At 71.9% G+C, this 22,775-nt stretch carries 14 protein-coding genes; 13 read left to right on the forward strand and 1 reads right to left on the reverse strand.

The features are described from left to right. Positions 1–172: 172 nt before the first annotated feature. The 12 genes from pepN to J7W19_RS10800 all read left to right on the forward strand — a co-directional run bounded on the left by pepN (position 173) and on the right by J7W19_RS10800 (position 17,150). Positions 173–2,770 carry an aminopeptidase N gene (gene pepN / locus J7W19_RS10745; RefSeq protein ID WP_004951132.1) on the forward strand — a complete coding sequence of 866 codons (2,598 nt, stop codon included), beginning with the start codon at positions 173–175 and terminating at the stop codon, positions 2,768–2,770. Between the two features lie 112 nt (positions 2,771–2,882). Beyond that, positions 2,883–3,917, forward strand: coding sequence for a hypothetical protein (locus J7W19_RS10750; protein ID WP_004951134.1), 1,035 nt, complete (start codon positions 2,883–2,885; stop codon positions 3,915–3,917). 126 nt (positions 3,918–4,043) lie between these two features. After that, positions 4,044–4,385, forward strand: coding sequence for a hypothetical protein (locus J7W19_RS10755; RefSeq protein WP_004951138.1), 342 nt, complete (start codon positions 4,044–4,046; stop codon positions 4,383–4,385). A gap of 2 nt (positions 4,386–4,387) precedes the next feature. Beyond that, a complete protein-coding gene (locus J7W19_RS10760; RefSeq protein ID WP_004951141.1) occupies positions 4,388–4,696 on the forward strand; it encodes a pore-forming ESAT-6 family protein in 309 nt (102 codons plus the stop codon). A gap of 27 nt (positions 4,697–4,723) precedes the next feature. Beyond that, entirely contained in the window at positions 4,724–5,134 is a 411-nt protein-coding gene (locus J7W19_RS10765; protein WP_004951146.1) for a DUF6507 family protein, read from the forward strand. Next, the gene (locus tag J7W19_RS10770) at positions 5,131–7,215 is read left to right on the forward strand and encodes a hypothetical protein (RefSeq protein ID WP_004951147.1); all 2,085 of its coding nucleotides are present in this window, start codon (positions 5,131–5,133) and stop codon (positions 7,213–7,215) included. Before J7W19_RS10765 ends, J7W19_RS10770 begins: the two co-directional genes overlap by 4 nt. Further along, entirely contained in the window at positions 7,212–8,123 is a 912-nt protein-coding gene (locus tag J7W19_RS10775) for a hypothetical protein (protein ID WP_004951150.1), read from the forward strand. Before J7W19_RS10770 ends, J7W19_RS10775 begins: the two co-directional genes overlap by 4 nt. A gap of 321 nt (positions 8,124–8,444) precedes the next feature. Further along, positions 8,445–8,954, forward strand: coding sequence for a hypothetical protein (locus J7W19_RS33805; protein ID WP_004951152.1), 510 nt, complete (start codon positions 8,445–8,447; stop codon positions 8,952–8,954). Positions 8,955–8,994: 40 nt separating this feature from the next. Then, positions 8,995–10,338, forward strand: coding sequence for a type VII secretion integral membrane protein EccD (gene eccD / locus J7W19_RS10785; RefSeq protein WP_040891703.1), 1,344 nt, complete (start codon positions 8,995–8,997; stop codon positions 10,336–10,338). A 322-nt stretch (positions 10,339–10,660) separates the two neighbouring features. After that, positions 10,661–11,776, forward strand: a complete 1,116-nt coding sequence (locus J7W19_RS10790; protein WP_233478088.1) for a MinD/ParA family ATP-binding protein — start codon at positions 10,661–10,663, stop codon at positions 11,774–11,776. After that, positions 11,773–15,741 carry a type VII secretion protein EccC gene (locus tag J7W19_RS10795; RefSeq protein WP_004951159.1) on the forward strand — a complete coding sequence of 1,323 codons (3,969 nt, stop codon included), beginning with the start codon at positions 11,773–11,775 and terminating at the stop codon, positions 15,739–15,741. The genes J7W19_RS10790 and J7W19_RS10795 overlap by 4 nt, the downstream gene beginning before the upstream one ends. Then, positions 15,738–17,150, forward strand: coding sequence for a DUF6177 family protein (locus J7W19_RS10800; RefSeq protein ID WP_004951162.1), 1,413 nt, complete (start codon positions 15,738–15,740; stop codon positions 17,148–17,150). The genes J7W19_RS10795 and J7W19_RS10800 overlap by 4 nt, the downstream gene beginning before the upstream one ends. Here J7W19_RS10800 and J7W19_RS10805 read toward each other — a convergent pair. Then, entirely contained in the window at positions 17,140–18,864 is a 1,725-nt protein-coding gene (locus J7W19_RS10805; RefSeq protein ID WP_004951164.1) for a TIGR03767 family metallophosphoesterase, read from the reverse strand. The genes J7W19_RS10800 and J7W19_RS10805 overlap by 11 nt on opposite strands. A gap of 519 nt (positions 18,865–19,383) precedes the next feature. On the opposite strand from J7W19_RS10805, the gene J7W19_RS10810 reads away from it, so the two are divergent. Further along, on the forward strand, positions 19,384–22,713 hold the full coding sequence (locus tag J7W19_RS10810; protein ID WP_411848830.1) for a S8 family serine peptidase: 3,330 nt from the start codon (positions 19,384–19,386) through the stop codon (positions 22,711–22,713). Positions 22,714–22,775: the final 62 nt, after the last annotated feature.

Consider the following 22,775-nt stretch of genomic DNA (forward strand, 5'->3'; position numbering starts at 1 on the left):
CAACCACGCCGTGCGTGCCATGATTCCTGATGTTCGAAACACATCGGAGAACGGCTTCGAACGGTTTCGCACGCCGTGTACGCGGAAGTCACCGACCACGCCGTACACGCAGTAGACACAGACACAGCCGCAGAAGACACAGACGCCGCAGACGAGACGAGGGAGCCCCGCCGTGCCCGGTGAGAACCTGACCCGTGAGGAGGCCCGGCGACGGGCCGCGCTGCTGACCGTGGACGCCTACGAGGTGGCGCTGGACCTGCGGTCCGCGGTGGGTCCGGAGAACCCGGCGGACGGCGGCCCGCGCACCTTCCGGTCGGTCTCCACCATCCGCTTCCGCTGCGCCGAGCCGGGCGCTTCCTCCTTCGCGGACCTCGTCGCCCCCTCCGTCGCCGCCGTGACGCTCAACGGCCGCGCGCTGGACCCCGCCGAGGTCTTCGACGGCACCCGGATCGCCCTGGACGACCTGGCGGCCGAGAACGTCCTGACCGTCGACGCGCACTGCGCCTACAACCGGACGGGCGAGGGGCTGCACCGCTTCGTCGACCCCGAGGACGGCGAGATCTACCTCTACACGCACTACGAACCGGCCGACGCCCGCCGGGTGTTCGCCAACTTCGAGCAGCCCGACCTCAAGGCCCCCTACACCTTCACCGTGACGGCCCCCGCCGAGTGGACGGTGATCAGCAACGGCGCCCAGGACGGTCCCGTGGAACCGGCCGACGACACGGCGGCGACCTGGCGCTTCGTCCCCACGAAGCCGATCGGCACGTACATCACGGCGGTCGTCGCGGGCCCGTACCACGTCGTCCGCGACCACTACAGCCGCAAGCTCCCCGACGGGACCACACTGGAGATCCCGCTCTCCGCGCTCTGCCGCAAGGGGCTGGCCCCGCACTTCGACGCGGACGAGATCCTCACCGTCACCAAGCAGGGCCTGGACTTCTTCCACGAGCACTTCGACTTCCCGTACCCCTTCGGCAAGTACGACCAGGCGTTCGTCCCGGAGTACAACATCGGCGCGATGGAGAACCCGGGCTGCGTCACCTTCCGCGAGGAGTTCGTCTACCGCGGCAAGGTGACCCAGGCGGCGTACGAGCGCCGGGCCAATGTGATCCTGCACGAGATGGCGCACATGTGGTTCGGCGACCTGGTGACCATGGAGTGGTGGGACGACCTGTGGCTCAAGGAGTCGTTCGCCGACTTCATGGGCTCGTTCTCGCAGGTCGAGGCCACCCGCTACACCAGCGCCTGGGTCACCTTCGCCAACCAGCGCAAGGCGTGGGCGTACCGGGCCGACCAGCTGCCCTCCACCCACCCGGTCACGGCGGACATCCACGACCTGGAGGACGCCAAGCTCAACTTCGACGGCATCACGTACGCCAAGGGCGCGTCGGTGCTGAAGCAGCTGGTGGCCTACGCCGGTCGGGACGCCTTCCTGGAGGGCGCGCGCCGCTACTTCAAGCGCCACGCGTACGGCAACACGCGCCTGACCGACCTGCTGTCCGTCCTGGAGGAGACCTCCGGGCGCGACATGGCCGCCTGGTCGCGGTCCTGGCTGCAGACCGCGGGCGTCAACTCGCTGACGCCGCAGCTCACCTACGACGCCGCCGACCGCGTCACCGAGCTGGCCGTCCTCCAGGAGGCCCCGGCCGACCACCCCGAGCTGCGTCCGCACCGGGTGGCCGTCGGCCTCTACCGCCGGCACGCCGGCGAGCTGGTCCGGTACGCGCGCGTCGAGGTGGACGTCACCGGGCCGCGCACGGTCGTCCCGGAGCTGCGGGGCGCGGAGCGGCCGGACCTGGTCCTCGTCAACGACGACGACCTGACGTACTGCAAGATGCGCTTCGACGAGCAGTCGCTCGCCACCCTCCGCGGCCACCTTGGCGAACTCACCGACCCGCTGGCCCGGGCGCTGTGCTGGTCCGCGCTGTGGAACCTCACCCGCGACGGGCTGATGCCCGCCCGCGACTACCTGGAGCTGGTGCTGCGCTTCGCGGGTGCCGAGACCGACATCGGCGTCCTCCAGATGCTCCACCTCTGCGCCCGTACCGCGCTCGTCCTCTACTCGGCGCCGGAGCGGCGCGAGCGGGGCGCCGCCGAGCTGGCCCGCGGCGCGCTCAGCGAGCTGCGGCTGGCCGAGCCGGGCAGCGGCCACCAGCTGACCTGGGCCCGCTTCCTCGCCCAGACCGCCACCGCCGAGGCCGACCTCCAGCTGCTGCGCGGGCTGCTCGACGGCACCGCCCGGATCGACGGCCTGGACGTCGACCAGGAGCTGCGCTGGACCTTCCTGGCCGCCCTGGCCTCGGCGGGCGCGGCCGACAAGGCGCTGATCAACGCCGAACTCACCCGCGACGACACCGCGTCCGGCCGCCGCCACCACGTCCGCTGCCTGGCCTCGCGCCCGGACCCGGAGGTCAAGGCGGAGGCGTGGAAGACCGTCGTCGAGTCCGACACCCTCTCCAACGCGCTCACCGAGGCCACCCTCGCGGGCTTCGACCAGCCGGGGCAGCGGAAGCTGTTCGCGCCGTACGTGGAGCCGTACTTCGCGGCGCTGGAACGCGTCTGGCGGGAGCGGTCGATCGAGATCGGCATGGCGATCGTGCGCGGCCTGTTCCCGCTGCTCCAGGGCGACCGGCGGACCCTGGACCTCACCGACGCCTGGCTCGCGGAGCACGTCGGCGCCGCTCCGGCCCTGCGCCGGCTGGTACTGGAGGCGCGCGACGACCTGGCGCGCGCCCTGCGGGCACAGGAGTGCGACGCGGCGGCGTGATCCGCCCTGCCGGTCCATCGAACTCCCGTGCATCTGCCCGGACTTGTCCCCACTTGTCGACGAGCCTGTAACAGGGGTTAAGGAGCGGGCGCGGCGCGGGAATGGGCGGGTCATGAGCTACGAGACCCCCCTCTCCCCGCGCCCGCTCCACCACCTCTCCGACGTCCGCCACCGCGTGCTCAGCTCACAGCAGCTGCGCGAGCACGGCGTCCCCTCCTCCACGGTCAACGAGCGCTGCCGCCCCGGCGGCCCCTGGCAGCTGCTGCTGCCCGGTGTCTACCTGCTCCACACCGGGCCCGCCACCAGCGAGGAACGGCTGCACGCCGCCCTGATGTACACCCGGGCCCGCACCCAGGGCATCCCGGCCCAGGAGCCGCGCGGCACCCAGGCCGGCGCCCCCTACGGGGAAGCGATGATCACCGGCCTGGCGGCCCTGGCCCTCTACCGCTTCACCAGCGCTCCCCCGCTGCTGCGCATCGACCACATCGACGTCCTGGTCCCCGGCACCCGGCGGCTCCGCGAGACCGGTTTCGTCCGTCCCGTGCGCACCCACGCGGTCCCCCGGCCCCGGCTGGTGACCGGCGTCCCGGTGGCCCCGGTCGCCCGCGCGGTCACGGACGCCGTCACCCGCCTCACCGACCCCGAGCAGATCCGCCGACTCCTCACCGAGGCGGTCCGCGGCGGCCACTGCGAGGCGGCCCGGCTGGTCCGCGAACTCTCCCGGGCCCGGCTGCTGAACCGCCCGCACATCGTGGACGCCGTCGACGTCCTGCTCGCCGAGGGCCGCTCGCTGGCCGAGGACCGCCTCTACGCCCTGGTCACCGACCACGCCCTCCCGGCCCCCCTCTGGAACGTCGAACTCCGCCTCCCCGGCGGCCCGTCCCTCGGCCCGGTCGACGCCTACTGGCCCGACCACGGCGTCGTCGTCGACATCGACGCCCGCACCCCCCGCCAGGAACCCGACGCCACCTGGACCCGCCAGGCCCAGAAGCGCCACCACCTCGAACACCTCGGCCTCACCGTCGTCCACCTCACCCCCCGCAAACTCCGCGAATCCCCCGACCAGCAGGCCGCCGTCATCCGCACGGCCCTGGCGACGTCGGTGGAACGGGGGGCACGGGGGTACGTGGTGGTACTGCCGCGGTGACGGCTCGTGGCCGAATGTGATCGGACCCAACTCATCCGAAGCGCAATCCCTTTGGCCGCCCGATCGAGCGCCTGATAGAGCTGGTCGAGACACCGCGTGCCACACGAGGGTGATGGGGGTGGGTTCGTGAAGTTCGACATGGGACAGGCGACACTGTCCGGCCTGGTCTCGCGGACACATGGTTCGCACGGCGACCTGGCGCAGCTGATCCAACAGTTGATCGTGGCGGCTCAGCCGCTGGAAGGGAAGTTCAACGGCGCCGGGCGAGCGGCGTTCGATCAGTTCAAGTCACATTCCGAACAGGTCGCCGCGGAGCTGAACGGCGCGCTCAGCGCCATCCTGGGCGGCCAGGCCGGCATGGACACCTCGTTCGGCGAGGGTGACCAGGAGCACGCGGACAACGCGCGCCGGCAGATGGCCGCCGCGAACTTCGACGCGGCGCGGTTCGCGGGCCGCCAGGGAGGCTGACGATGGCGACGACGGACCGTCGGAGTTACGACCTGGGCGCCTCCACGCAGGTGCAGACGACGCTGCACGGGATCATCTCCCGGCTGGAGGCCGTGCTGAACGAGCGGGACGCCGCGGTGAAGTCGGCCATGGCCGACTTCCAGGCCGACGGCGTCTCCGAGCAGTACCACGAGAAGGAACTGCGCTGGCAGCGCGCCGCCACCGAGGTGCGGCAGATCATCACGCTGCTGCGCTCCACGATGGAGCAGAACGACGCCACGGCGCGGTCCACGCTGGCGCGGGCGAAGGCCGCGGTGGACGGGATCGGGTGAGCCCGGCCGGGGGGGAGGTGAACAACCGTGTCCGGTTGGGACATCGACGTGAACGGCGTGGACGGCACCCTGCGGAACACGCGTGAGGCGGCGGCCGCGCTGAAGGACGAACTGGCCGACTACCTCGCCGACATCCAGCATGCGGGGACCAGCGCCGGAACGATCGCCTTCGCCGGTACGCCGGAGAAGGGCGGCAACGGCGGTGCCGGGGGCAGTGCCACGGGGATCATCGCCGGGGCGCTCGGGTACTTCGCCCAGCACACCGAGGAAGAGCTGCTCTTCGTCGCGGCCCGCGCCGGCCAGTCGATCAACGGCGCCTACCAGGCGACCTCGGAGTACATCAAGGGCGACCTGACGATGGCCGCCCGGGCCCAGCACGACGCACTCCGGGCCCCGGACCTCAAGGCGCTCACCGCCCGGGCCCGGAAGGGCGGATGACCGTGAAACTGCTCGATCCGGCCAACATCCCCGTCTTCACCGGCAACCTGGAACTTCTCGAAAGCTACATCGGCGCGCTGCGGAAGGACGCCGCGCGACTGCGGACCACCGGCTCGGACATCCACTCACGCTTCCAGGGCCTGGCGGCCCACTACCGGGCGCCGGAGGCGGAGCAGTTGTTCGCCACGACCCTGCCGGTACGGGAGCGCGCGCACGCCTTCGCCGCGAAGCTGGACAAGGTCGCGGGCGCGCTCTCCGACTACGCGGCGGAGGCGCGTCCGCTCGCCCACAAGCTGGCCGCCCTTGCCCTGGAGGCCGAGACGTTCCTGATGTCGATCGAGGGCGACGACCGCTGGAAGCACGACAGCAAGAAGACCGACCACCACAACCGCATCCGGGACGACATCACGGCCGCCCAGGCGGCCTTCCAGGACGCCGAACGCCGCTGCGCCAGCAGGATCACGGCCCTGGTGGGCGGCCCCCGCTTCGTCACCGACGACGGCACCCACAAGCCGAACATGTACGGCTACGACGCCGAGACGCTCGAACACGCCAAGCTGCCGTGGGGCGACCCGGTGGAACGCGAGTACGACTGGTACGAGCCGCACTCGCTCAAGAGCTTCGCCTGGGACGGCGTGGTCGTCGACGGCATCGGGGGCACCTTCAAGGGCCTCGGGACCCTCATCGGCGTGGACGGCTGGGACCGGATGGGACAGGCGTGGGCCGGCCTGGGAAAGACCGCCGTCGGCGCGTTCATCTACGGCTCGGGAGCGTTCGCGATCCCCGACGACTACCTCCCCAGCTTCTTCGAGGACTCCAAAAAGGCCGCCCGGGACACGGCCAAGGCGCTCGTCGCCTACGACGAGTGGGGCAAGGACCCCGCCCGAGCCGCGGGCGCCGCCGGCTTCAACATCCTGACGACCGCCACCGGCACGGGCGCCGTGGCGAAGGGGGGCGCCGCCGCGAAGGTCGTGAACGCCGTCGGCAAGGCCGGCAGACTCATCGACCCGATGACCTACGCGGGCAAGGGCGCCGGCTTCGTCCTGAACAAGTCCGTCGCCAAGCTCTCCTCGACCCTCCCGAAGGTGGGCGACCTGGTCAACAACCTCCGCGACCGCTTCCCCGGCATGGAACGCCTCCCCGACGGCTCGGTGCGTCTCCCGAACGCGAGCGTCCTCCCGGGCAGAGCCCGCTACCTCCGGCCGGACTACACCTTGGTGGACATCCGGGGGCGGGGGGTGCGGGGGCATGCGCCGATAACCCGTGAGTTGCCCGCGGGAGCGGATTCGCCACACGGTTCGCCACACACGAGTGCCCACAATGCGCACGAGCGCGAACCCGTCATGGCAGGAGCGGATAGACGGAACACCGTTCCAATGCATGTGGGCGACTCCAGCGGGCCCTCAAGTCACCACTCGAACAACAGTTCCCAAGCCGCCGGTCACATCGATCCGCAACGGTCAGGGCACGGCGCGGATCACACCGGCAGCACCGGCGACCATTCGTCCCACGGCGGTCCACACACCGCAGGTGACCAGATGCCGGATGCACATGGGCACCACGGCCAGAACGGTCCAAGTGCCAGTATGGGCAGCGGTACCGGACACCAACCTTCCAGTCAGGCCACGGCGCCACAACACGGGCCGTGGCCGGTGAAGGACAGCGTGCCGGGCCCGGCCGCGGGCGAAGAGCTGAAGCGGCCGCACTCACGACACTCGCCGAACGGAGCGGCCAGGGGTGAGATTAAGGAGAAAAACAGCGTCATCCTGCAGGGTTTCGCAGACGACGTGGACAAGGATATTGCCGCCATCGCCGAAGGACGTGCAAAACTCACCGCAGACGGAAATCGCTACGAAATCAATGGCCGCACCTACGGCGTCGAACCGGGAGGAAGGGTTTACCCGGACTCCGGCCCTGGCATCGCCATCCTCGACAGGAACGAATATGCCGCGCTTCAGCAAGTAGCCAAAGCCAAAGGCGACATCTCAGCAGCCCCACAGCTCACGAAGAACCCGCGTTTTGTGAACAACCCACAGGCAGTCCAGAAAGCGCTGGCCATTTACCACGGGACCTATCCATGACCTACAATTTCCTCACGGCCGACCGCTTGAGCCCCGAAGTCATCCGGAAGGCACTTTCTGAGTGTCTTGCCGTGGAAACGAATAATGTCGATGTCGCAGACGCAGAGGGCGAGCAAGACGGGCGCAACTGGGATGCGTTGATCCTCTGCGACTATTCCTCGATCCGCGGACAACTTTCACTATCCCTGGACATTTACGTCCAGGACTCGGTTGTCGGTCGGCCGACCGAGTCGGAACTCGCCCTTGAGTTCGCTGCGGCGACACAGACAACGGTGCTGTACCCGGCAGACGAAGACATCCCGAGCGCCTACTGGGCCGCCGTCCCGAACCTGAAAACCACGAGAGTCAGACTCACGGCGACGGATGACGAACGCCCCACATACTCCATCGACGCAGCAGAGTCCGAGATCCCACAGTTTCCGGACGTTCAGGTGTCCCTACTCCCGGAAGTCATCCGCGAACATCCGATGACGACCCCTGTGACGGATTCCTTCCTTACCAAAGCGGAGTCAATCCGCTCGTTCGAGAACCAGGACAAACAGCCACTGGAAAGTGATGTTGCTGACGACCATTTGGACCGCGCCCGCTGCTCACTGGCGTCATGGGAAAGAATGATCCGGCGCATGGCGGCAGGTTGGCCTCCTTCCGGGGAGTACCCACTCGACATGTACGTGAACGACCTAAGAGCGCGGGACGATCTGGCGACCCTTCTATCAACGTGCCCAGATCCCTGCCGCCATTTTTTGCGTGAATCCGTGGACCTTATCGACGCCGAGTTCAAGAGGCTGACAGAACCCGACCTTGACCGGCTCATCACACTGTCAGCAGGGGAATCACAGGATGACTCGGTCGAGTCGAGCTGGTGGTGGCACCAGAAGCCTCCCACCCTGCCGTGGTCGCGGTTCTGAGAATTACGGTCGGCCGCAGCCCGGGCGGACACTCCTCTGTCTCAATTTGCCGACTCTTACGAACCGATGCGCAAACTGTTCGAGCGAGGGGGCCAGTACAGCGTCGCCAACGGCTGCGCGGAAATCCGCCCGTACGTTGTGGCCCTCGGGCCACGGAATGAGTATCTTCGACAGTTTCCCTTTGCCGCCCTCGACAACGCCATGCTTGGTGCCCTTGACACAGAGGGGTGGCGCTGAACTCACCGCGGCCAGCGGTGGCACGTTCTGCGTGTGTGATCGTCTGGGGCGTACAACTCACCCGCTGCGAAGGAGGCGGTGTCAGTGAAGGACTACGACAGTCAACTGCTCGAGTCCGTCTCCGTGCGGCGGCGACGGTTGCGGGATGCGTTGTTGTTCGGGGCTCAGCGGGTGCGGCGGACCGCCGATGAGAAGTTCGGGCGGGTGTTCGCCGGGGTCGCGTTGGCCGCTGTGGTGTGTGCGGGGTGTGTGGGGTGGGGGTTTGTGCAGCATGTAATCGCCAAGCAGCGGGAGCAGCAGAAGCAACAGCAGCAGCAACAGAGGGAGCGGGAGCGACCCTTGCCGACGGCGCCTCCCGCGCCTGTCGTACCGGCCGTGCCCGCCACGCCCACGGCGCCCGGCGCGGCGCCGAGTTCGGCGCCCTCGGTGTCCGCCGTGCCGTCGCGCAGTCCGGATCCGGTGGTCTCGCCGAAGCCGTCGGTGACGCCGAAGCCGACGCCTACGGCCAAGCCGACACGTCGCCCCTCGACGTCACCCACCCCCAGTCGCAAGGCGGCGCACCCCTCGGCCAAGCCCGTTGTCACAGCCCGGTGATAGGTTCAGGCGAGTGGCGAACGTAGGGGCGAAAACGAAACTGCGGGCCGCGCCGGGGCGGTTGAGCAGGGTGACGCTCGTCGCCGAGCACCGGCGGGTCGATGTCGTTCTGCCTGCCGATGAGCCGATCGGGCGTCTCTTACCTGACGTTTTGCGCCTGTTGGGAGATCGGGTCACCGGACCGCCCGCCGCGCGGCACTTGATGACCGTGGACGGGACGCTGCTGCCGCGGGAAGGTTCCCTCGCCGAGGCGGACGTCGTCGACGGGGCGATCCTGCGGTTGGTGCGGATCGAGGACGCGCCGTCGGCGCCCGTCGTGCACGACGTCACGGATGAAGTCGCGGACGACCTCGGGGTACGGGCCTGGCGCTGGGGGCCGGTCGCCCGCCAGTGGACGGCCGGGGTGGCGGCCGGGCTGCTGGCCGCCGTGGCGGCGCTGTTCGCCTGGAGCTGGAGTGGGGCCACTGCCGTCGCGGCTCCCCTCGCGGGCATCGCCGTGCTCGCCGCGTTGCTCGGAGCCGCGGCCGCCGCGCGGGGCGGCCGTCCGCTCGGCACCGCGCTGGTCCTGGTCGCCGGTGAGGTCGGCACGCTGGCCGTGTGGGCCGCCGCCGACGGGCGCGGGTGGTCCTGGGAGGTGAGACTCGTCGCCTTCGCCGCCGTCTGGGCGTGGGCCCTCGTGCTTCTCGGCCTGCCGAGGGGCCCGCTGGGCCGCGGCGGGCTGATCGGCGCCGGTGCCGTCGTCGTCATCACGGCGGTTTGGGAAGGCGTCGCCTTGCTGCAGCAGGACGTGGCCCGCGTGGGGTGCGTCCTCGTCGTCGTCTCCGCCGTCGCACTCGGCGCGCTGCCCCGGGCCGCCCTGATGGCGGCCGGGTTGACCGCGCTGGACGACCGTCGCGCCGGCGGCGCCTCGGTGAGCCGGTACGAGGTGCGGACCGCGCTGGCCGCAGCGCATCGGGGTCTGGTCCTCGCGACGGCGGTCGTCGCCGTTTCCGTCACCGCAGGTGGTCTGACTGCGGTGACCGGCCGTTTCTCCCCGTGGAGCGTAGCGCTCACCGCCGTGGCCGCCCTCGTCCTGGTCTCCCGGTCCCGGGCCTTCCCGTTGGTGCCCGAGGTCGTGGTGCTGCGGGCCGGGGCCGGCGTGCTGCTGGTGCGGCTGGTGCTGTTGTGGCACAAGGAGGGGGGTGGTCCGACGTACGGACCCATGGCCGCTCTGGCGGTGCTCGCCCTGATACCGCTCGGGGTACTGGCCGTCCAGCCGCCGGAGCATGTACGCGTGCGGTTCCGCCGGGCGGCGGATCTGGTCGAGACGCTGGGGCTGGTCGCGTTGTTCCCGCTCGCTGTGGGCGAGTTCGGGGTGTTCGAGCGTCTGCTCCACCAGTTCTAGGAGGCTGTGGATGCCGGCACAGGATTGGCAGAGCGACGTGCTGCGTGACCTCGGCCGCGCGGTACCGGGCCGGGAACCCGGCGGCCCCGCGTCCGTAGGGCCCGCTTCCCCGGACCCCTCGCCCGTGGGATCCGCATCCCCAGGCCCCACCTCCGCGGGACCCGTCTCCCCGACCTCCGCGCCCGTAGGACCAGCCCCCGCGGCTCCAGCCCCCGCGGCTCCAGCCCCCGCGGCACCCGCGCCCACACACCCACGTGTCCCCGGCCCCGCGCCCACGGCACCGCCGGTCGCGAGCCCGTCGGCCGCAACCCCCGTCGCCGCGGTGTCCGTTCCACCCGTCACCCACCCCGCCGGACCACCGCAGCACGCGAAAAGGCCGCCCCTCACCGCCACCCCACCGACACCCGCCATACCTGCCACACCCGGCGCACCCGGCGCACCCGCCACCCCCAGTACGCACAGTGCCCCCGCCACCCCCGCCACGCACCGTGCCCCCGCCACGCCCACCACCCCCACCCCGTCCCCGGCCGTCCTGCTCAAGTCCCGCGCCCGGCACGGCGATCCGGCCGCCCGCCGCGTCGCCCGTGCCCTTCGGCGGCTGACCGGCGGCTCCGTCGCCCGGGAGGTGGAGCACACGGCACGGATCGCCGAGACGCTCCAGCAACCGGTCACCACCGGACGGCAGATCGCGGTGACGGGCATCCGGGGCGGGGCCGGCAAGACCACGGTCACGGCCCTCCTCGGCCGGACCTACGCGCACTTCCGGCAGGATCCCGTGCTGATGCTGGAGGCGGACGCCGCGCTCGGCACCCTGCCCGCCCGACTCGGCGCGCCCGACGCGCGGTGGACCTGCGGCGACCTCGCGCGGATCATCACGCCGTCCATGCAGCTCACCGACGTCATCGGGTACCTGGTGCAGTCGCCCGGCGGCGGCTGGCTGCTGCCCGGCAGCCAGGGCCGGGTCGGCGCCCGGCTGGAACTGGCCGAGTACCGGGCCGTCATGCTCGCCCTGCGCCGGTACTTCGGGATCACCGTCGTCGACTGCGACTCGCTGCCGAGCGAACTGTCCCGTACCGCGCTGGTGGCCGCGCAGGCCCGGGTTCTCGTCACGCCCGCCACCGTCGAGGGCGTGGTGGCTACCCGTGCCGTCCTCGACTGGATGGCGACGTTGCGACGCGGCGGGCTGCTGCGGCGGACGGTGGTGGTCGTGACGGAAGGGGCGCCGCATACCGCGATCGACCTCTCCGCCGCCCGCGAGGCGCTGGGCGTCGACGGGGTGTCGGTGCGCGCGCTCCGCTACGACCGCCACCTCGCGGCGGGCGGCGCCGTCAGGACGGAGTTGCTCGCCCGGCGCACCCATGACGAGGTCACGGAGCTCGCCGCGGACGTCTTGGACCGGTCCCTCGGGCGGGGCGACCGAGGTGGGCGCCCGTCATGACCACCAGGATCGTGCACCGTCCCGCCCGTACGACCCGGCCGCCGGCGCCGTTTCCGGAACGGGTCGTGGAGCCGCCGCCGAACCTCCCGGAGGGCAGGGTCGGCGGGGCGCTGCACTCGTTGATGCCGGTGGCGGGCGTCATGAGTTCGGTCGTCATGATGACGGTGGTCCGCAACAGCCAGTTCGCGGCGATCGGCGCGCTCGTCCTCGCCGTCACGGTCATCGGTTCGGTGGGGCTGCTGCTGTCGCAGCGAGGGAAGGCGCAGCGCACACGGAGGCGCCAGCGGGAGCGGTATCTGGAGTATCTGGAGGGGCTCCGGGAGGAGCTCACCGCGGAGGAGCGGGCCCACCGGGCCGCCGCCCGGCTGCTCGACCCGGCTCCGGCCGCCCTGCACGACCTGGTGCGCGACCCGGCACGGCTGTGGGAGCGGCGGCGTACGGATCCGGACTTCCTCAGGGTGCGCATGGGGACCGGGCGGATGCCGGTGCGCACGCTCGTGATCGGCGCTTCGGGAGGCGGCGTGCTGACGCCCCCGGACCCGTTCATGCTCAACGAGGCCGGTGCGCTCGCCCATCGGTTCGGGATCGCCGCGGACCTCCCGCTCACCGTGCCCCTGGACCGGGCCGGCAACGTCAGCGTCGTCGGGGAGCGCCGCGACGTCCTGCGCGTCGCCCGCGCGTTGCTCGTCCAGACGGCCGCGGCGCACGCTCCGGACGACGTCGCCCTGGCGCTGGCCTGCCCCCCGGACCGGCTGCCCGACTGGGAATGGCTCAAATGGCTGCCGCACGTCCTCGATCCGGGGAGGCGCGACGGCCCGGTACCCGCCCGCCGGATCGGCTCCGGGCCCACCGAACTGGCCCTGCTGCTCCGGGACGAGCTGCGCGACCGCACGGCGTACGCCGCCGAGGCCCGGCGCGGCCTCGCGGGCGCGGACGCCCGTAACCTGCTCGGCCGGATGCTCGTCGTCAGCGACGGGCACGGCGCGGACGCCGTGGAACTCCCCCGGCCCGACGAGACGGTGCCCCTCGGGGAGCTGGGCGTCACCGTCCTGCATCTGGTGGCCGAGCGCGTACAGGAACCGGGGGAGGTCGCCCTGCGCATCACCGTAAACGGCGACCGCGTGCGGGTGGAGGATCTCCGGTCGCCGGGCGCGCCCGCCGGCACCGGCGACGTCGATCCCGTGTCCGCCGCGGAGGCCGAAGGGCTCGCCCGGGCGCTGGCCCCGGTCCGGCTGTCCGCCGAGTCCGTCGTCGACGCGCCGCTCGCCGGACCCGTCGACTTCACCGGCCTGCTGGGCCTCGACGATCCGGCCGTCCCCGACCCGCGTGCCCTGTGGCGGCCCCGGGGTGAACGGGCCTTCCTGCGCGTGCCCATCGGGGTGGACGACGCGGGCGAACCCGTGCTGCTCGATCTCAAGGAGTCGTCGGAGTTCGGCATGGGTCCGCACGGGCTCTGCGTGGGGGCGACCGGGTCGGGCAAGAGCGAGCTGCTGCGCACGCTGGTGCTCGGGCTCGTCTCCTCCCATGCTCCGGAGGACCTGGCCCTGGTCCTCGTCGACTACAAGGGCGGCGCCACCTTCGCCCCGTTCGCCGACCTGCCACACGTCGCCGGCGTCATCACCAATCTGGAGCACCGCGCGGGGCTGGTGGAGCGGGTGCACACCTCGCTCGCCGGGGAGGTGCGCCGCCGCCAGCAGGCGCTGCGGGAGGCGGGCAATCTGGCCGATATCGGGCAGTACCGGGCGGCTCGGGCCTCGCGCCCCGAGCTGGAGCCGATGCCGCATCTCTTCGTGGTCATCGACGAGTTCGGGGAACTGCTCACCGAACGCCCGGACTTCGGCGACCTCTTCCTGTCGATCGGCCGCATCGGCCGGTCCATCGGCGTCCACTTGCTGCTCGCCAGCCAGCGCATCGAGAGCGGGAAGCTGAAGGGGCTGGAGACCTACCTCTCCTACCGGCTCGGCCTCCGCACGTTCTCCGCCGAGGAGAGCCGGACGGTGCTGGACACCCCCGACGCGTTCCGGCTGCCTCCCCTGCCCGGATTCGGCTACCTCAAGGTCGACACGAGCGTGTACCGGCGGTTCAAGGCGGGCTTCGTCTCGGGGCCGTACCGGGGCCCGGCCGTCCTGGACGCGGACGAGGCCGGTCCGGTCGTCCGCCCCTACCCCGCCGTCAGCGCGCCGGAAGAGCCGCCGGCCGCGCCGGGTGAGCCTTCCGAGCGACACCGCGCGCCCGGCCCCACGCTGATGTCGGTGCTGGTGGACCGCCTGTGCGACGCCGCGCCGCCCACCCGCGCGGTCTGGCTGCCGCCCCTGCCGCGTACCGTGCCGCTCGACGCCTGCGCCCCGCCGCCCGCCGACGGCCGCCGCCGTGCCGACCTCGACGGTCCGATGAGGCTGCCGCTCGGACTACTCGACGATCCGGCCCGGCAGTGGCAGGGCCGCTGGGTCTTCGACCTGACGGTCTCCGGTGGGCACGCCGCCGTCATCGGCGGCCCGCAGACCGGCAAGACGACGCTGCTGCGCTCCTTGGTGCTGTCGCTGGCTCTGACACACGCCCCGCGCGACGTCGCCGTGTACGCGCTCGACCTGGCGGGGGGAGGGTTGGCACCGCTCGCCGGGCTTCCCCACGTGGGCGGTGTGGCGGGGCGCGCGGACACCGAACGCGTCACCCGTACCGTCGAGGAGGTGCGCCTGATGCTCGACGAACGGGCGGAGCTCTTCCGCGAGCACGGCATCGACTCCGTGGAGCACCTGCGCGAACTCCGGGCCCGCGGCGGGGTGCCCGAGCTGTCCTCCACCGAGGTCGTGCTGGTCGTCGACGGCTTCGGCGCCCTGCGCGACGGCTTCGGCGGTCCGTTCGACGCGCTGGAGGACGCCGTGACCGACATCCTCAAACGCGGCGGCGGCTACGGCGTGCACGTCGTCGCGTCGATGCTCCGCTGGAACGACGTCCGCATCGCCACCCAGGCGGCCTTCGGCACCCGCGTCGAGCTGCGGCTGAACGATCCGGGCGACAGCGGCATCGACCGGAAGCTCGCCGCCTCCCTGACCCCTGACGAGCCGGGCCGGGTGCTCACCGACGGCAGACTGTTCGCCCAGACCGCGCTGCCCCGTCTCGACGCGCGGCCCACGACGGCCGGGCTGGCGGCCGCGGTCGAGGAGGCGGTGGCGGCGATCCGGGCGGCGTGGCCCGGCGAGGGCGTACGACGGGTGCGCGTCCTGCCCACCCGCCTCCCCTCGGCGGAGCTCCCCTCCCCGGCGGAGGAGCCGTTCCGTGTCCCCATCGGCGTCGACCAGGCGGCGCTGCGCCCGGTCTCCCTCGACCTGTTCGGGGCCGACCAGCACCTGCTCGTCCTCGGCGACGGCGAGTGCGGGAAGACGAACCTGCTGCGGCTGGTCGCCCAGGGGCTGATGGCACGCCGGAGCGACGAGGAGATCGTCTTCGCGGTGATGGATCCGCGCCGAGGCCTGCACGCCGTCGTCCCGGAGCCCTACCGCGGTGGATACGCGACGAACTCCCGGGTCTGCGAAGGGCTGTCGTCCGTCATCGCCACCGAGCTGGACAAGCGGATGCCCGACGGGACCCAGCCGTCCGGGCCCACCGACCGGCATCCCGGGCCGAAGATCGTCGTGCTCGTGGACGACTACGACGCCCTCGCGGCGGCGGGGCAGCAGCCGCTGGCGCCGTTCCTGCCGTTCGTCCCGGCGGCGGTGGACATCGGGCTGCACTTCGTCGTGGCCCGGCGGGTGGCCGGGGCCTCCCGAGCGCTGTACGAACCGTTCCTGATGGCCCTCCGGGAGAGCGGCGCCACCGCCCTGGTGATGGCGGGCGACCGGCAGGAGGGACAGCTGTTCCCCGGGGTCCATGCCGCGCCGCAGCCGCCGGGGCGCGGATTCCTCGTGCGCCGGGGCGCGGCGGCGCGGTTGGTCCAGACGGCCCTGGCGGACGGAGAACCCGCGTGACGAAGGACGTGATCGCCCTCACCGAGGGGGTGCCGGACCCGTGGAGCGTGGCGGCGGCCCTGCTGGCGGGCGGCCCGGAGCCCGGGGTGCGGACGACCGGGCGGGGGGCGGTGCTCCAGCTCTGCGACCGGGACGGCGTCCCGCTGGTCTCGGTGGAGTCACCTCTGGAGGTGCGTGTGCCGGGCGAGGCCGAGCGGCTGCTCGGGGTTCCCCTGGGGGACGGCATCGGCTGGTGGACCGAGATCCGGGCCGCCACGGGCGTCCCCGGGGCGGAACGGCTGGCGGGCGCGGTGGCGACCCGGCTCACCGGGCTGCTGGGCGGCGCCGTGTGGCCGCCGGACGTTTCCACGGAGGACGGCCTCGTCGACGTCTCGGACGTCACCGCCACCGAACCGCCGGAGCTCCCGGCCGTGGACGTGGTCACCGAGCGGGCCGCCGTGATCCTCCAGGACCGCCCACTGGTCGCCATGACGAGCCGGCTGTCCGAAGCCCTGCGCACCTCGGCGGACACCGACCGGGGCCTTCAGATCGTCACCCCGGGCGGCAGCCGGCTCTCGCTGCCCACCCGCACGCTCCTCACCGGGCCGCCGACCCGCTGGGTGGTGCGGGACGAGCGGTGCGGCTACTACGACGGGCTGTCCGGGGCGGTGCTCCACTGGCGGGACGGCAGCTTCGCCCCCGCCGCGGACGCCCGCGGCGAAACCCTGGTGGCCGATGCGTTCCGGGAGGTCGGCCACACCGGTGAGCGGCAGCTCGTGGTCGCGTTCCGCACCGCCCTCCCCGCCACCGAGGACCTCGTTCTCGGCGGCGGTGTGGAGGCCGCCTGGCGGGCGCTCACCGGCGGGCCCCCGGCGGGCTGGGGCGCCGCCGAGCCGGCCGGCCTCCCGTGGTCCCGCGAGGAGCTGACGTCGCTGGCGCGCCGCCGCAGCCCGCGCCCCACCTGGCTCGTCGTGGTGGGCGCGGCGGACCGCCCGGGCATCGCCACGCTGCGCGTGGACCGTGCGCCGGAGGGCGTCGCCGAGGAGGTGACCCTGGCCCTTGGGTACGGACCGGGCGAACGGCCGCCGGTGGACGCGCTGCCGGAACTGGCCGACGCCCTGGCGTCCCGGTCGGGATTGCGCTCCCTCCTCTGCCAACTGCGGCCGGCCCGCAGCGACCTGAGCGTGCCGCCGTGGTACGAGGCGCCGCCCGTGCCCCTCGCCTTCGCGCTCGGCCCTGAGGGCGTCCGGGACATCGGGCTCGCGCGCGCCGCCCGTCCGCCGCTGGCCGGCTCCCCGCTCCGCGTCGGCCCGGGCGGGCGGCCCGGTCTGTACTACCCGTTGGGCGACGGCTCGTCGCACGGGGACGGGTGGAGCGCCCTGGACCGGCTGACGCGGCACCTGCGGGGAGCCGCGCCCGTCACCGCTTGAGCAGCAGCTCCGTGTTCCGGTCCGTCGCCTCGCCCACCAGGGTGGGGTCGTTGCCCGGGGCGTTGAAGGCGAGTTCGCGGTAGAGGGCGGCGAGGCCCGTCTGGGAGAGGTCGTGGTAGTCGGTGCGGTGGGGGGCCGCGGATTCGATGAGGGTGGTGTAGAGGGAGATCGTGCCGTCGCGGTTGTCGGTGATCTCGATGACCCGGGCGAGCTGCGGGTAGTCGACGTGGGAGGCGGTGGCGATCTCCCAGAAGGTGCCGCGCGGGCGGATGCGGTTGCGGTGGCTGTGGCCGTTGATCCAGGCGAGGACGTTCTTGTGGCGCTGGAGGAGGGCGATCATCTCGTCGCCGCCGTGCCGCTGCTCGTTGGGGCGGCTCGGGTCGGGGACGGTGTTGTTCATGCTCCAGCTGGGGTGGTGGCTGAAGACCAGGGCGTACTCGTCGCGGTGGGCCTTGAGGGTGCGGTCCAGCCAGTCGAGCTGGGCCGTGCCGATGGAGCCCTGGTAGTGGCCGCCGGGGTCGGTGGAGTCGAGGCTGATGCCGACGACCCGGTCGGAGACGCGGAAGCTGTAGTAGAGGTTGCCGGAGTCGAGGTTGTCCTTGGTGTAGCCGTGGCCGACCGGGCCGCGGCCGGTGTACTTGCGGTCCAGGTGCAGGCCGACGTACTGGCGCTGCGTCAGGGGCACCCGCCGGGCGTCCGGGGTGACGCTGCGGAGCTCCTTCTTGTGCTTGCGCAGCAGTTCCTCTATGCGCTTGCCCTTGGGGTCGACGCCGTGCAACTCCCCGTCCATCAGCCACTTCGCCTCGTCGGCGGAGATGGTGTACAGCTTCTTGCCGCCCACGGCGACGTCGGTGATGAACGAGCCCGCGGCCGGGTAGCAACCGCCGGAGAGCAGGTCGTGGTTGCCGAAGGTGGAGTACCAGGGGATGGTGAGGCCGGGGCTGTTGACGCTCCGCATGGCCGCGTTGAGGTAGCCGGGGATGCGCGGGTAGCCGACGGCCTTGTCCTGGTCGCGGAGGGAGCTCTCGGGGTGCCAGTAGAGCTTGAGGCCGCTGTTCTGGACGCCCTCGTAGCGGCGCGGGTCGCCGGTGTTGGGGTTCATCCGGCCGCCGCTGAGGGCGGTGAGGAACCACTCGGCCTCGATCTTGGCGTTCTCGTCGCCGTTGTCGCCGGTGGTGATGACGAAGCGGAGCGGGGTGCCGGTGGCCGGGCCGCGGCGCAGCTTGTTGACGCGCTCGACGAGGGAGACCACACCGGGGAGGGTCAGCGCCTCGTGCGGGCGCCAGGCGCCCTCGCCGCCGGCGCGGAAGAACTCGTAGCGCAGCGGGTGTTGGACGTCCGTCAGGTGCAGGTCGGTGAACTGCACGAACGACGCGAGCGTGGTGCGCCGCCGGGTGCGGTCGGCGCGCGCGGGGGCCAGCTCCGTACGGACGACGCGGGGCCAGCCGGGGCCGTCGCCCAGCCGCTTGTACGTGCCGGTGCCGCGCGGGGTGGCGACGGAGGCGAGCGTGGTGCCGGCGCCCGTGGGGGCGGCCGCGGTCTCGGTGCCGGCCGCGCCGCCGTCGGGGAGCGCGCCCGGGGTGTGCGGTACGGGCTCGTCGGCGGCGGCCGAGCCGGCGGCGCCCAGGGCGAGGCCGGTGCCGACGGCGCCCGCTGCGGCCAGGAACCCGCGGCGGTCGATGTGCGAGGCTGATCTGCCGGATCTGCTGTGCATGGCGGTCTCCCCGAGTGCGAACGCGAATGCGAGCGGAGGTGCAGGCGGTCTGCGGCTGCTGTCACCGAGGATCGTTGGCAGCGCGCATGACCTTGGCGTGAACAGGACGGCAACGGTCGCCGCCGATCACCTCACATCGATCTTGGCTACTGCAAGCGACATAGAGGACTCGTCCCCTGGAACGCCGGACCTCACTCAGCGTTCACCCGACGGGGAAAGCATCCCCGAAAACCCTATGGCCCCGCCGGTCCCGCTGTACTCCGTTTGCCCTGAATGGCTGAACCGTGGACCCCCGTCCCTCGTCTCCCAGGGGAACCCCCGGCGAGCCCCCTGTGAACGGTTCACGGCGTCCGTCCCGCTTCCTCCCACTGTGCGTGCTGGCGGGTTTACGCCATCTTTATTTTCCCTCCCTGGCAACTCTCCCCAAAAGCCCGTCACTTCCATAAAAGTGAGCCCCCATCCGGTTCCGATATCCGGACCTGCCGTCGGCAGCCGTTCACTCACCAGCCAGGGATGTCCATGAACACCCCCACATCTCGCCACGCGTCCCGCGGCGGCGCGAGACGCGCGTCCCGAATAGCCGTCGCCGCCGCCGCGGCGGTGGCACTCGCCGCCACGGGCGCGGCCCCCGCCTTCGCCGACGGGCCGCGGCCCCCGGCCGCGACGCCGGCCCCCGGACCGGTCAAGCCGGCCGACCCCGCGAAGGACAAGCTCGGTTCGCACGGTGCGGACCTGCTCGCCAAGGCCAAGTCCGCGGGCGACCGGACCGTCACCATGATGATCGCCACCGCTCCGGGCCAGACGGGGCAGATCGCCGGGAAGCTCGACTCCGTCCAGGGCGCCTCGGTGGGCAAGGAGTACGACAAGCTCGGCTACGTCCGGGCCACCGTCCCCACCGCCAAGGCCGACGCCGTGATCGCCGAGGCGCAGAAGCTGTCGTCGGTGCACGGCATCGACCTCAAGCAGGAGATCAAGCTTCCCGACCCGACGCCGCGCGGTGACGCGGTGGCGGGCGCCAAGGGGCCCAAGAGCCGCTCCTACCCGGCGCCCGGAAAGCGGACCCCGGCCAAGAACCCGTACCAGCCGGCCTTCGAGACCGGCGCCGTGGACTTCGTCGAGGACCACCCCAAGGCCGACGGCCGGGGCGTCACCATCGGCGTCCTGGACTCCGGCGTGGACCTGGCCCACCCGGCGCTGCAGAAGACCACCACCGGCGAGCGCAAGATCGTCGACTGGGTGACGTCCACCGACCCGCTGGCGGACGACGACGGCACCTGGCTGCCGATGACGCAGGACGTCTCGGGCTCGTCCTTCTCCTTCAACGGCCGCACCTACACCGCCCCCACGGGCTCCTACCAGGTGGCCCTGTTCCGGGAGAGCGTGACCGCCGGCGGCGACATGAAGGGCGACCTCAACCGGGACGGCGACACCACCGACTCCTGGGCCGTCCTCTACGACAAGGCCAAGGGCACCGTCCGCGTCGACCTCGACGACGACGGCGACTTCCGGAACGACGCCGAGATGAAGCCGTACAAGGACGGCTACCAGGTCGGCTACTTCGGCAAGGACGACCCGAAGACCGCCATCGCCGAGCGCATCCCGTTCGTCGTGCAGGTCCGCAAGGACGTCCCGATGGACCCCAAGGGCGGGAGCCGGGTCGGCAAGAAGGCCGACTTCGTCAACATCGGCGTCATCGAGTCGGAGCACGGCACGCACGTCGCGGGCATCACCGCGGCCAACGGCCTGTTCGGCGGGAAGATGAACGGCGCCGCCCCCGGCGCGAAGATCGTCTCCTCGCGCGCCTGCACCTGGAGCGGCGGCTGCACCAACGTCGCGCTCACCGAGGGCATGATCGACCTGGTCGTCAACCACGGCGTCGACATCGTCAACATGTCGATCGGCGGCCTGCCGGCCCTCAACGACGGCAACAACGCCCGCTCCGAGCTCTACACGCGCCTCATCGACACCTACGGCGTGCAGCTCGTCATCTCGGCGGGCAACAGCGGCCCCGGCGCCAACACCATCGGCGACCCCGGCCTGGCCGACAAGGTCATCAGCGTCGGCGCCTCCGTCTCCAAGGAGACCTGGGCCGCCAACTACGGGTCCGAGGTGCGGACCAAGTACGCGATGATGCCGTTCTCCTCCCGCGGCCCGCGCGAGGACGGCGGCTTCGCGCCGATCATCACCGCCCCGGGCGCCTCGGTCAACACCACGCCGACCTGGGAGCCGGGCGCGCCCGTCGCCGAGTCGGGCTACGACCTGCCCCCGGGCTACGGCATGCTCCAGGGCACCTCGATGGCCTCCCCGCAGGCCGCGGGCGCCTCGGCGCTGCTGATCTCGGCCGCCAAGCAGAAGGGGATGAAGCTCGCCCCCGCCGACCTGCGCACGGCCCTCACCAGCACCGCCAAGAAGATCAAGGGCTTCCAGGCGTACGAGCAGGGCTCCGGCCTGATCGACATCAACGAGGCGTGGGGCGCGCTGCGCCACAAGGCGACCGCGCACGAGTACACGGTCAAGGCCCCCGTCTCCACCGCCCTTTCGGGCTCCCTGAAGACGCCCGGCTTCGGCACCGGCATCTACGACCGCGAGGGCGGCCTCAAGGCGGGCGAGTCGAAGACGTACGACGTCACCGTCACCCGCACCTCCGGCCCGGACAAGGACGTCTGGCACGAGCTGAAGTGGCGGAACAACGACGGAACGTTCAAGCTGGCGAGCCGTGACGAGGTCCGGCTGCCGCTGAACAAGCCCGTCACCGTCAAGGTCACGGCGAAGCCGAAGTCGGCGGGCATCCACAGCGCGATCCTCACCGTGGACGACGACCGCACCGAGGGCATCGACAAGCAGATCATGACGACGGTCGTGGTCGCGGAGCCGCTGGCCGCCCCGGCCTACCGGGTCGCGAAGAGCGGTACGGCCCAGCGCAACGCCACCACCTCGTACTTCGTGACCGTCCCCAAGGGCGCGAAGACGCTGGAGGTCGCGATGAGCGGCCTGGCGAAGGACAGCCAGACCCGGTTCATCGCCATCAACTCCTACGGCGTCCCGGTCGACCCGACCTCCACGATCAACTGCTACCCGAACTACGCCAACCCGGCCAACACCTGCCGCCCGGACGTGCGCTCGTACGCCAACCCGCTGCCGGGCGTCTGGGAGATCGAGGTCGAGTCGCGGCGCACCTCGCCGCTGCTGGACAACCCCTACACGGTGACCGCCACCGTGCTGGGCGCCTCCTTCGACCCGGCCGTGCAGAAGGTGAAGGAGGCGAAGGTCGGCACCCCGGCCACCGTCACCTGGACGGCGAAGAACGACTTCGCGCAGCTCGACGGCAAGCTCCAGGGCGGCCGCCTCGGCTCGTCCAAGGTCGCCCGCCAGGAGATCGCCAAGGGGCAGAAGCAGACGTCCAAGGTCACCATCGGTGAGGGCGTCACCCGCTTCGAGGCCGCCATCGGCGGCGCCGCCGACCCCAAGGCCGACCTCGACCTCACCGTCTACAGGGACGGCAAGCCGGTCGGCTCCTCCACCAGCGGCGGCTCCGACGAGCTGGTCGTCCTGACCAAGCCCGCCCCGGGCGAGTACACGGTCGAGGTCACCGGCTACGAGGTGCCCTCCGGCACCACCGCCTACGACTACCGGGACGTCTACTTCGCCCCCTCCCTGGGCGAGGTCAAGGTCCCGGCCGGCCAGTCCGTCAAGCTCGGCAACGGCCAGTCCGCCCAGGTCACGGCCGACGTCGTGGTCGCCGGCGCGGCCCCCGAGGGCCGGACGTTCTCCGGCGAGGTCCAGCTCGTCAACGAGCGCGGGACGGTCGCGGGGACCGGAAGCGTGACGATCGAGAAGGTCGTTTCCTGACCGGTCTCCCCTGACCGCGAAGAGGCGGGCGCCCGGATTCCGGGCGCCCGCCTCTGTCGGAT

It is taken from the genome of Streptomyces mobaraensis NBRC 13819 = DSM 40847 (genome assembly GCF_017916255.1).
Taxonomy (GTDB): Bacteria; Actinomycetota; Actinomycetes; order Streptomycetales; family Streptomycetaceae; genus Streptomyces; species Streptomyces mobaraensis.

Coding starts and splice junctions, on each gene's coding strand:
- J7W19_RS10750 (WP_004951134.1), top strand. CDS start 2,883: ATGAGCTACGAGACCCCCCTCTCCCCGCGCCCGCTCCACCACCTCTCC.
- J7W19_RS10760 (WP_004951141.1), top strand. CDS start 4,388: ATGGCGACGACGGACCGTCGGAGTTACGACCTGGGCGCCTCCACGCAG.
- J7W19_RS10770 (WP_004951147.1), top strand. CDS start 5,131: ATGACCGTGAAACTGCTCGATCCGGCCAACATCCCCGTCTTCACCGGC.
- J7W19_RS10775 (WP_004951150.1), top strand. CDS start 7,212: ATGACCTACAATTTCCTCACGGCCGACCGCTTGAGCCCCGAAGTCATC.
- J7W19_RS10795 (WP_004951159.1), top strand. CDS start 11,773: ATGACCACCAGGATCGTGCACCGTCCCGCCCGTACGACCCGGCCGCCG.
- J7W19_RS10805 (WP_004951164.1), bottom strand. CDS start 18,864: ATGCACAGCAGATCCGGCAGATCAGCCTCGCACATCGACCGCCGCGGG.
- J7W19_RS10810 (WP_411848830.1), top strand. CDS start 19,384: ATGAACACCCCCACATCTCGCCACGCGTCCCGCGGCGGCGCGAGACGC.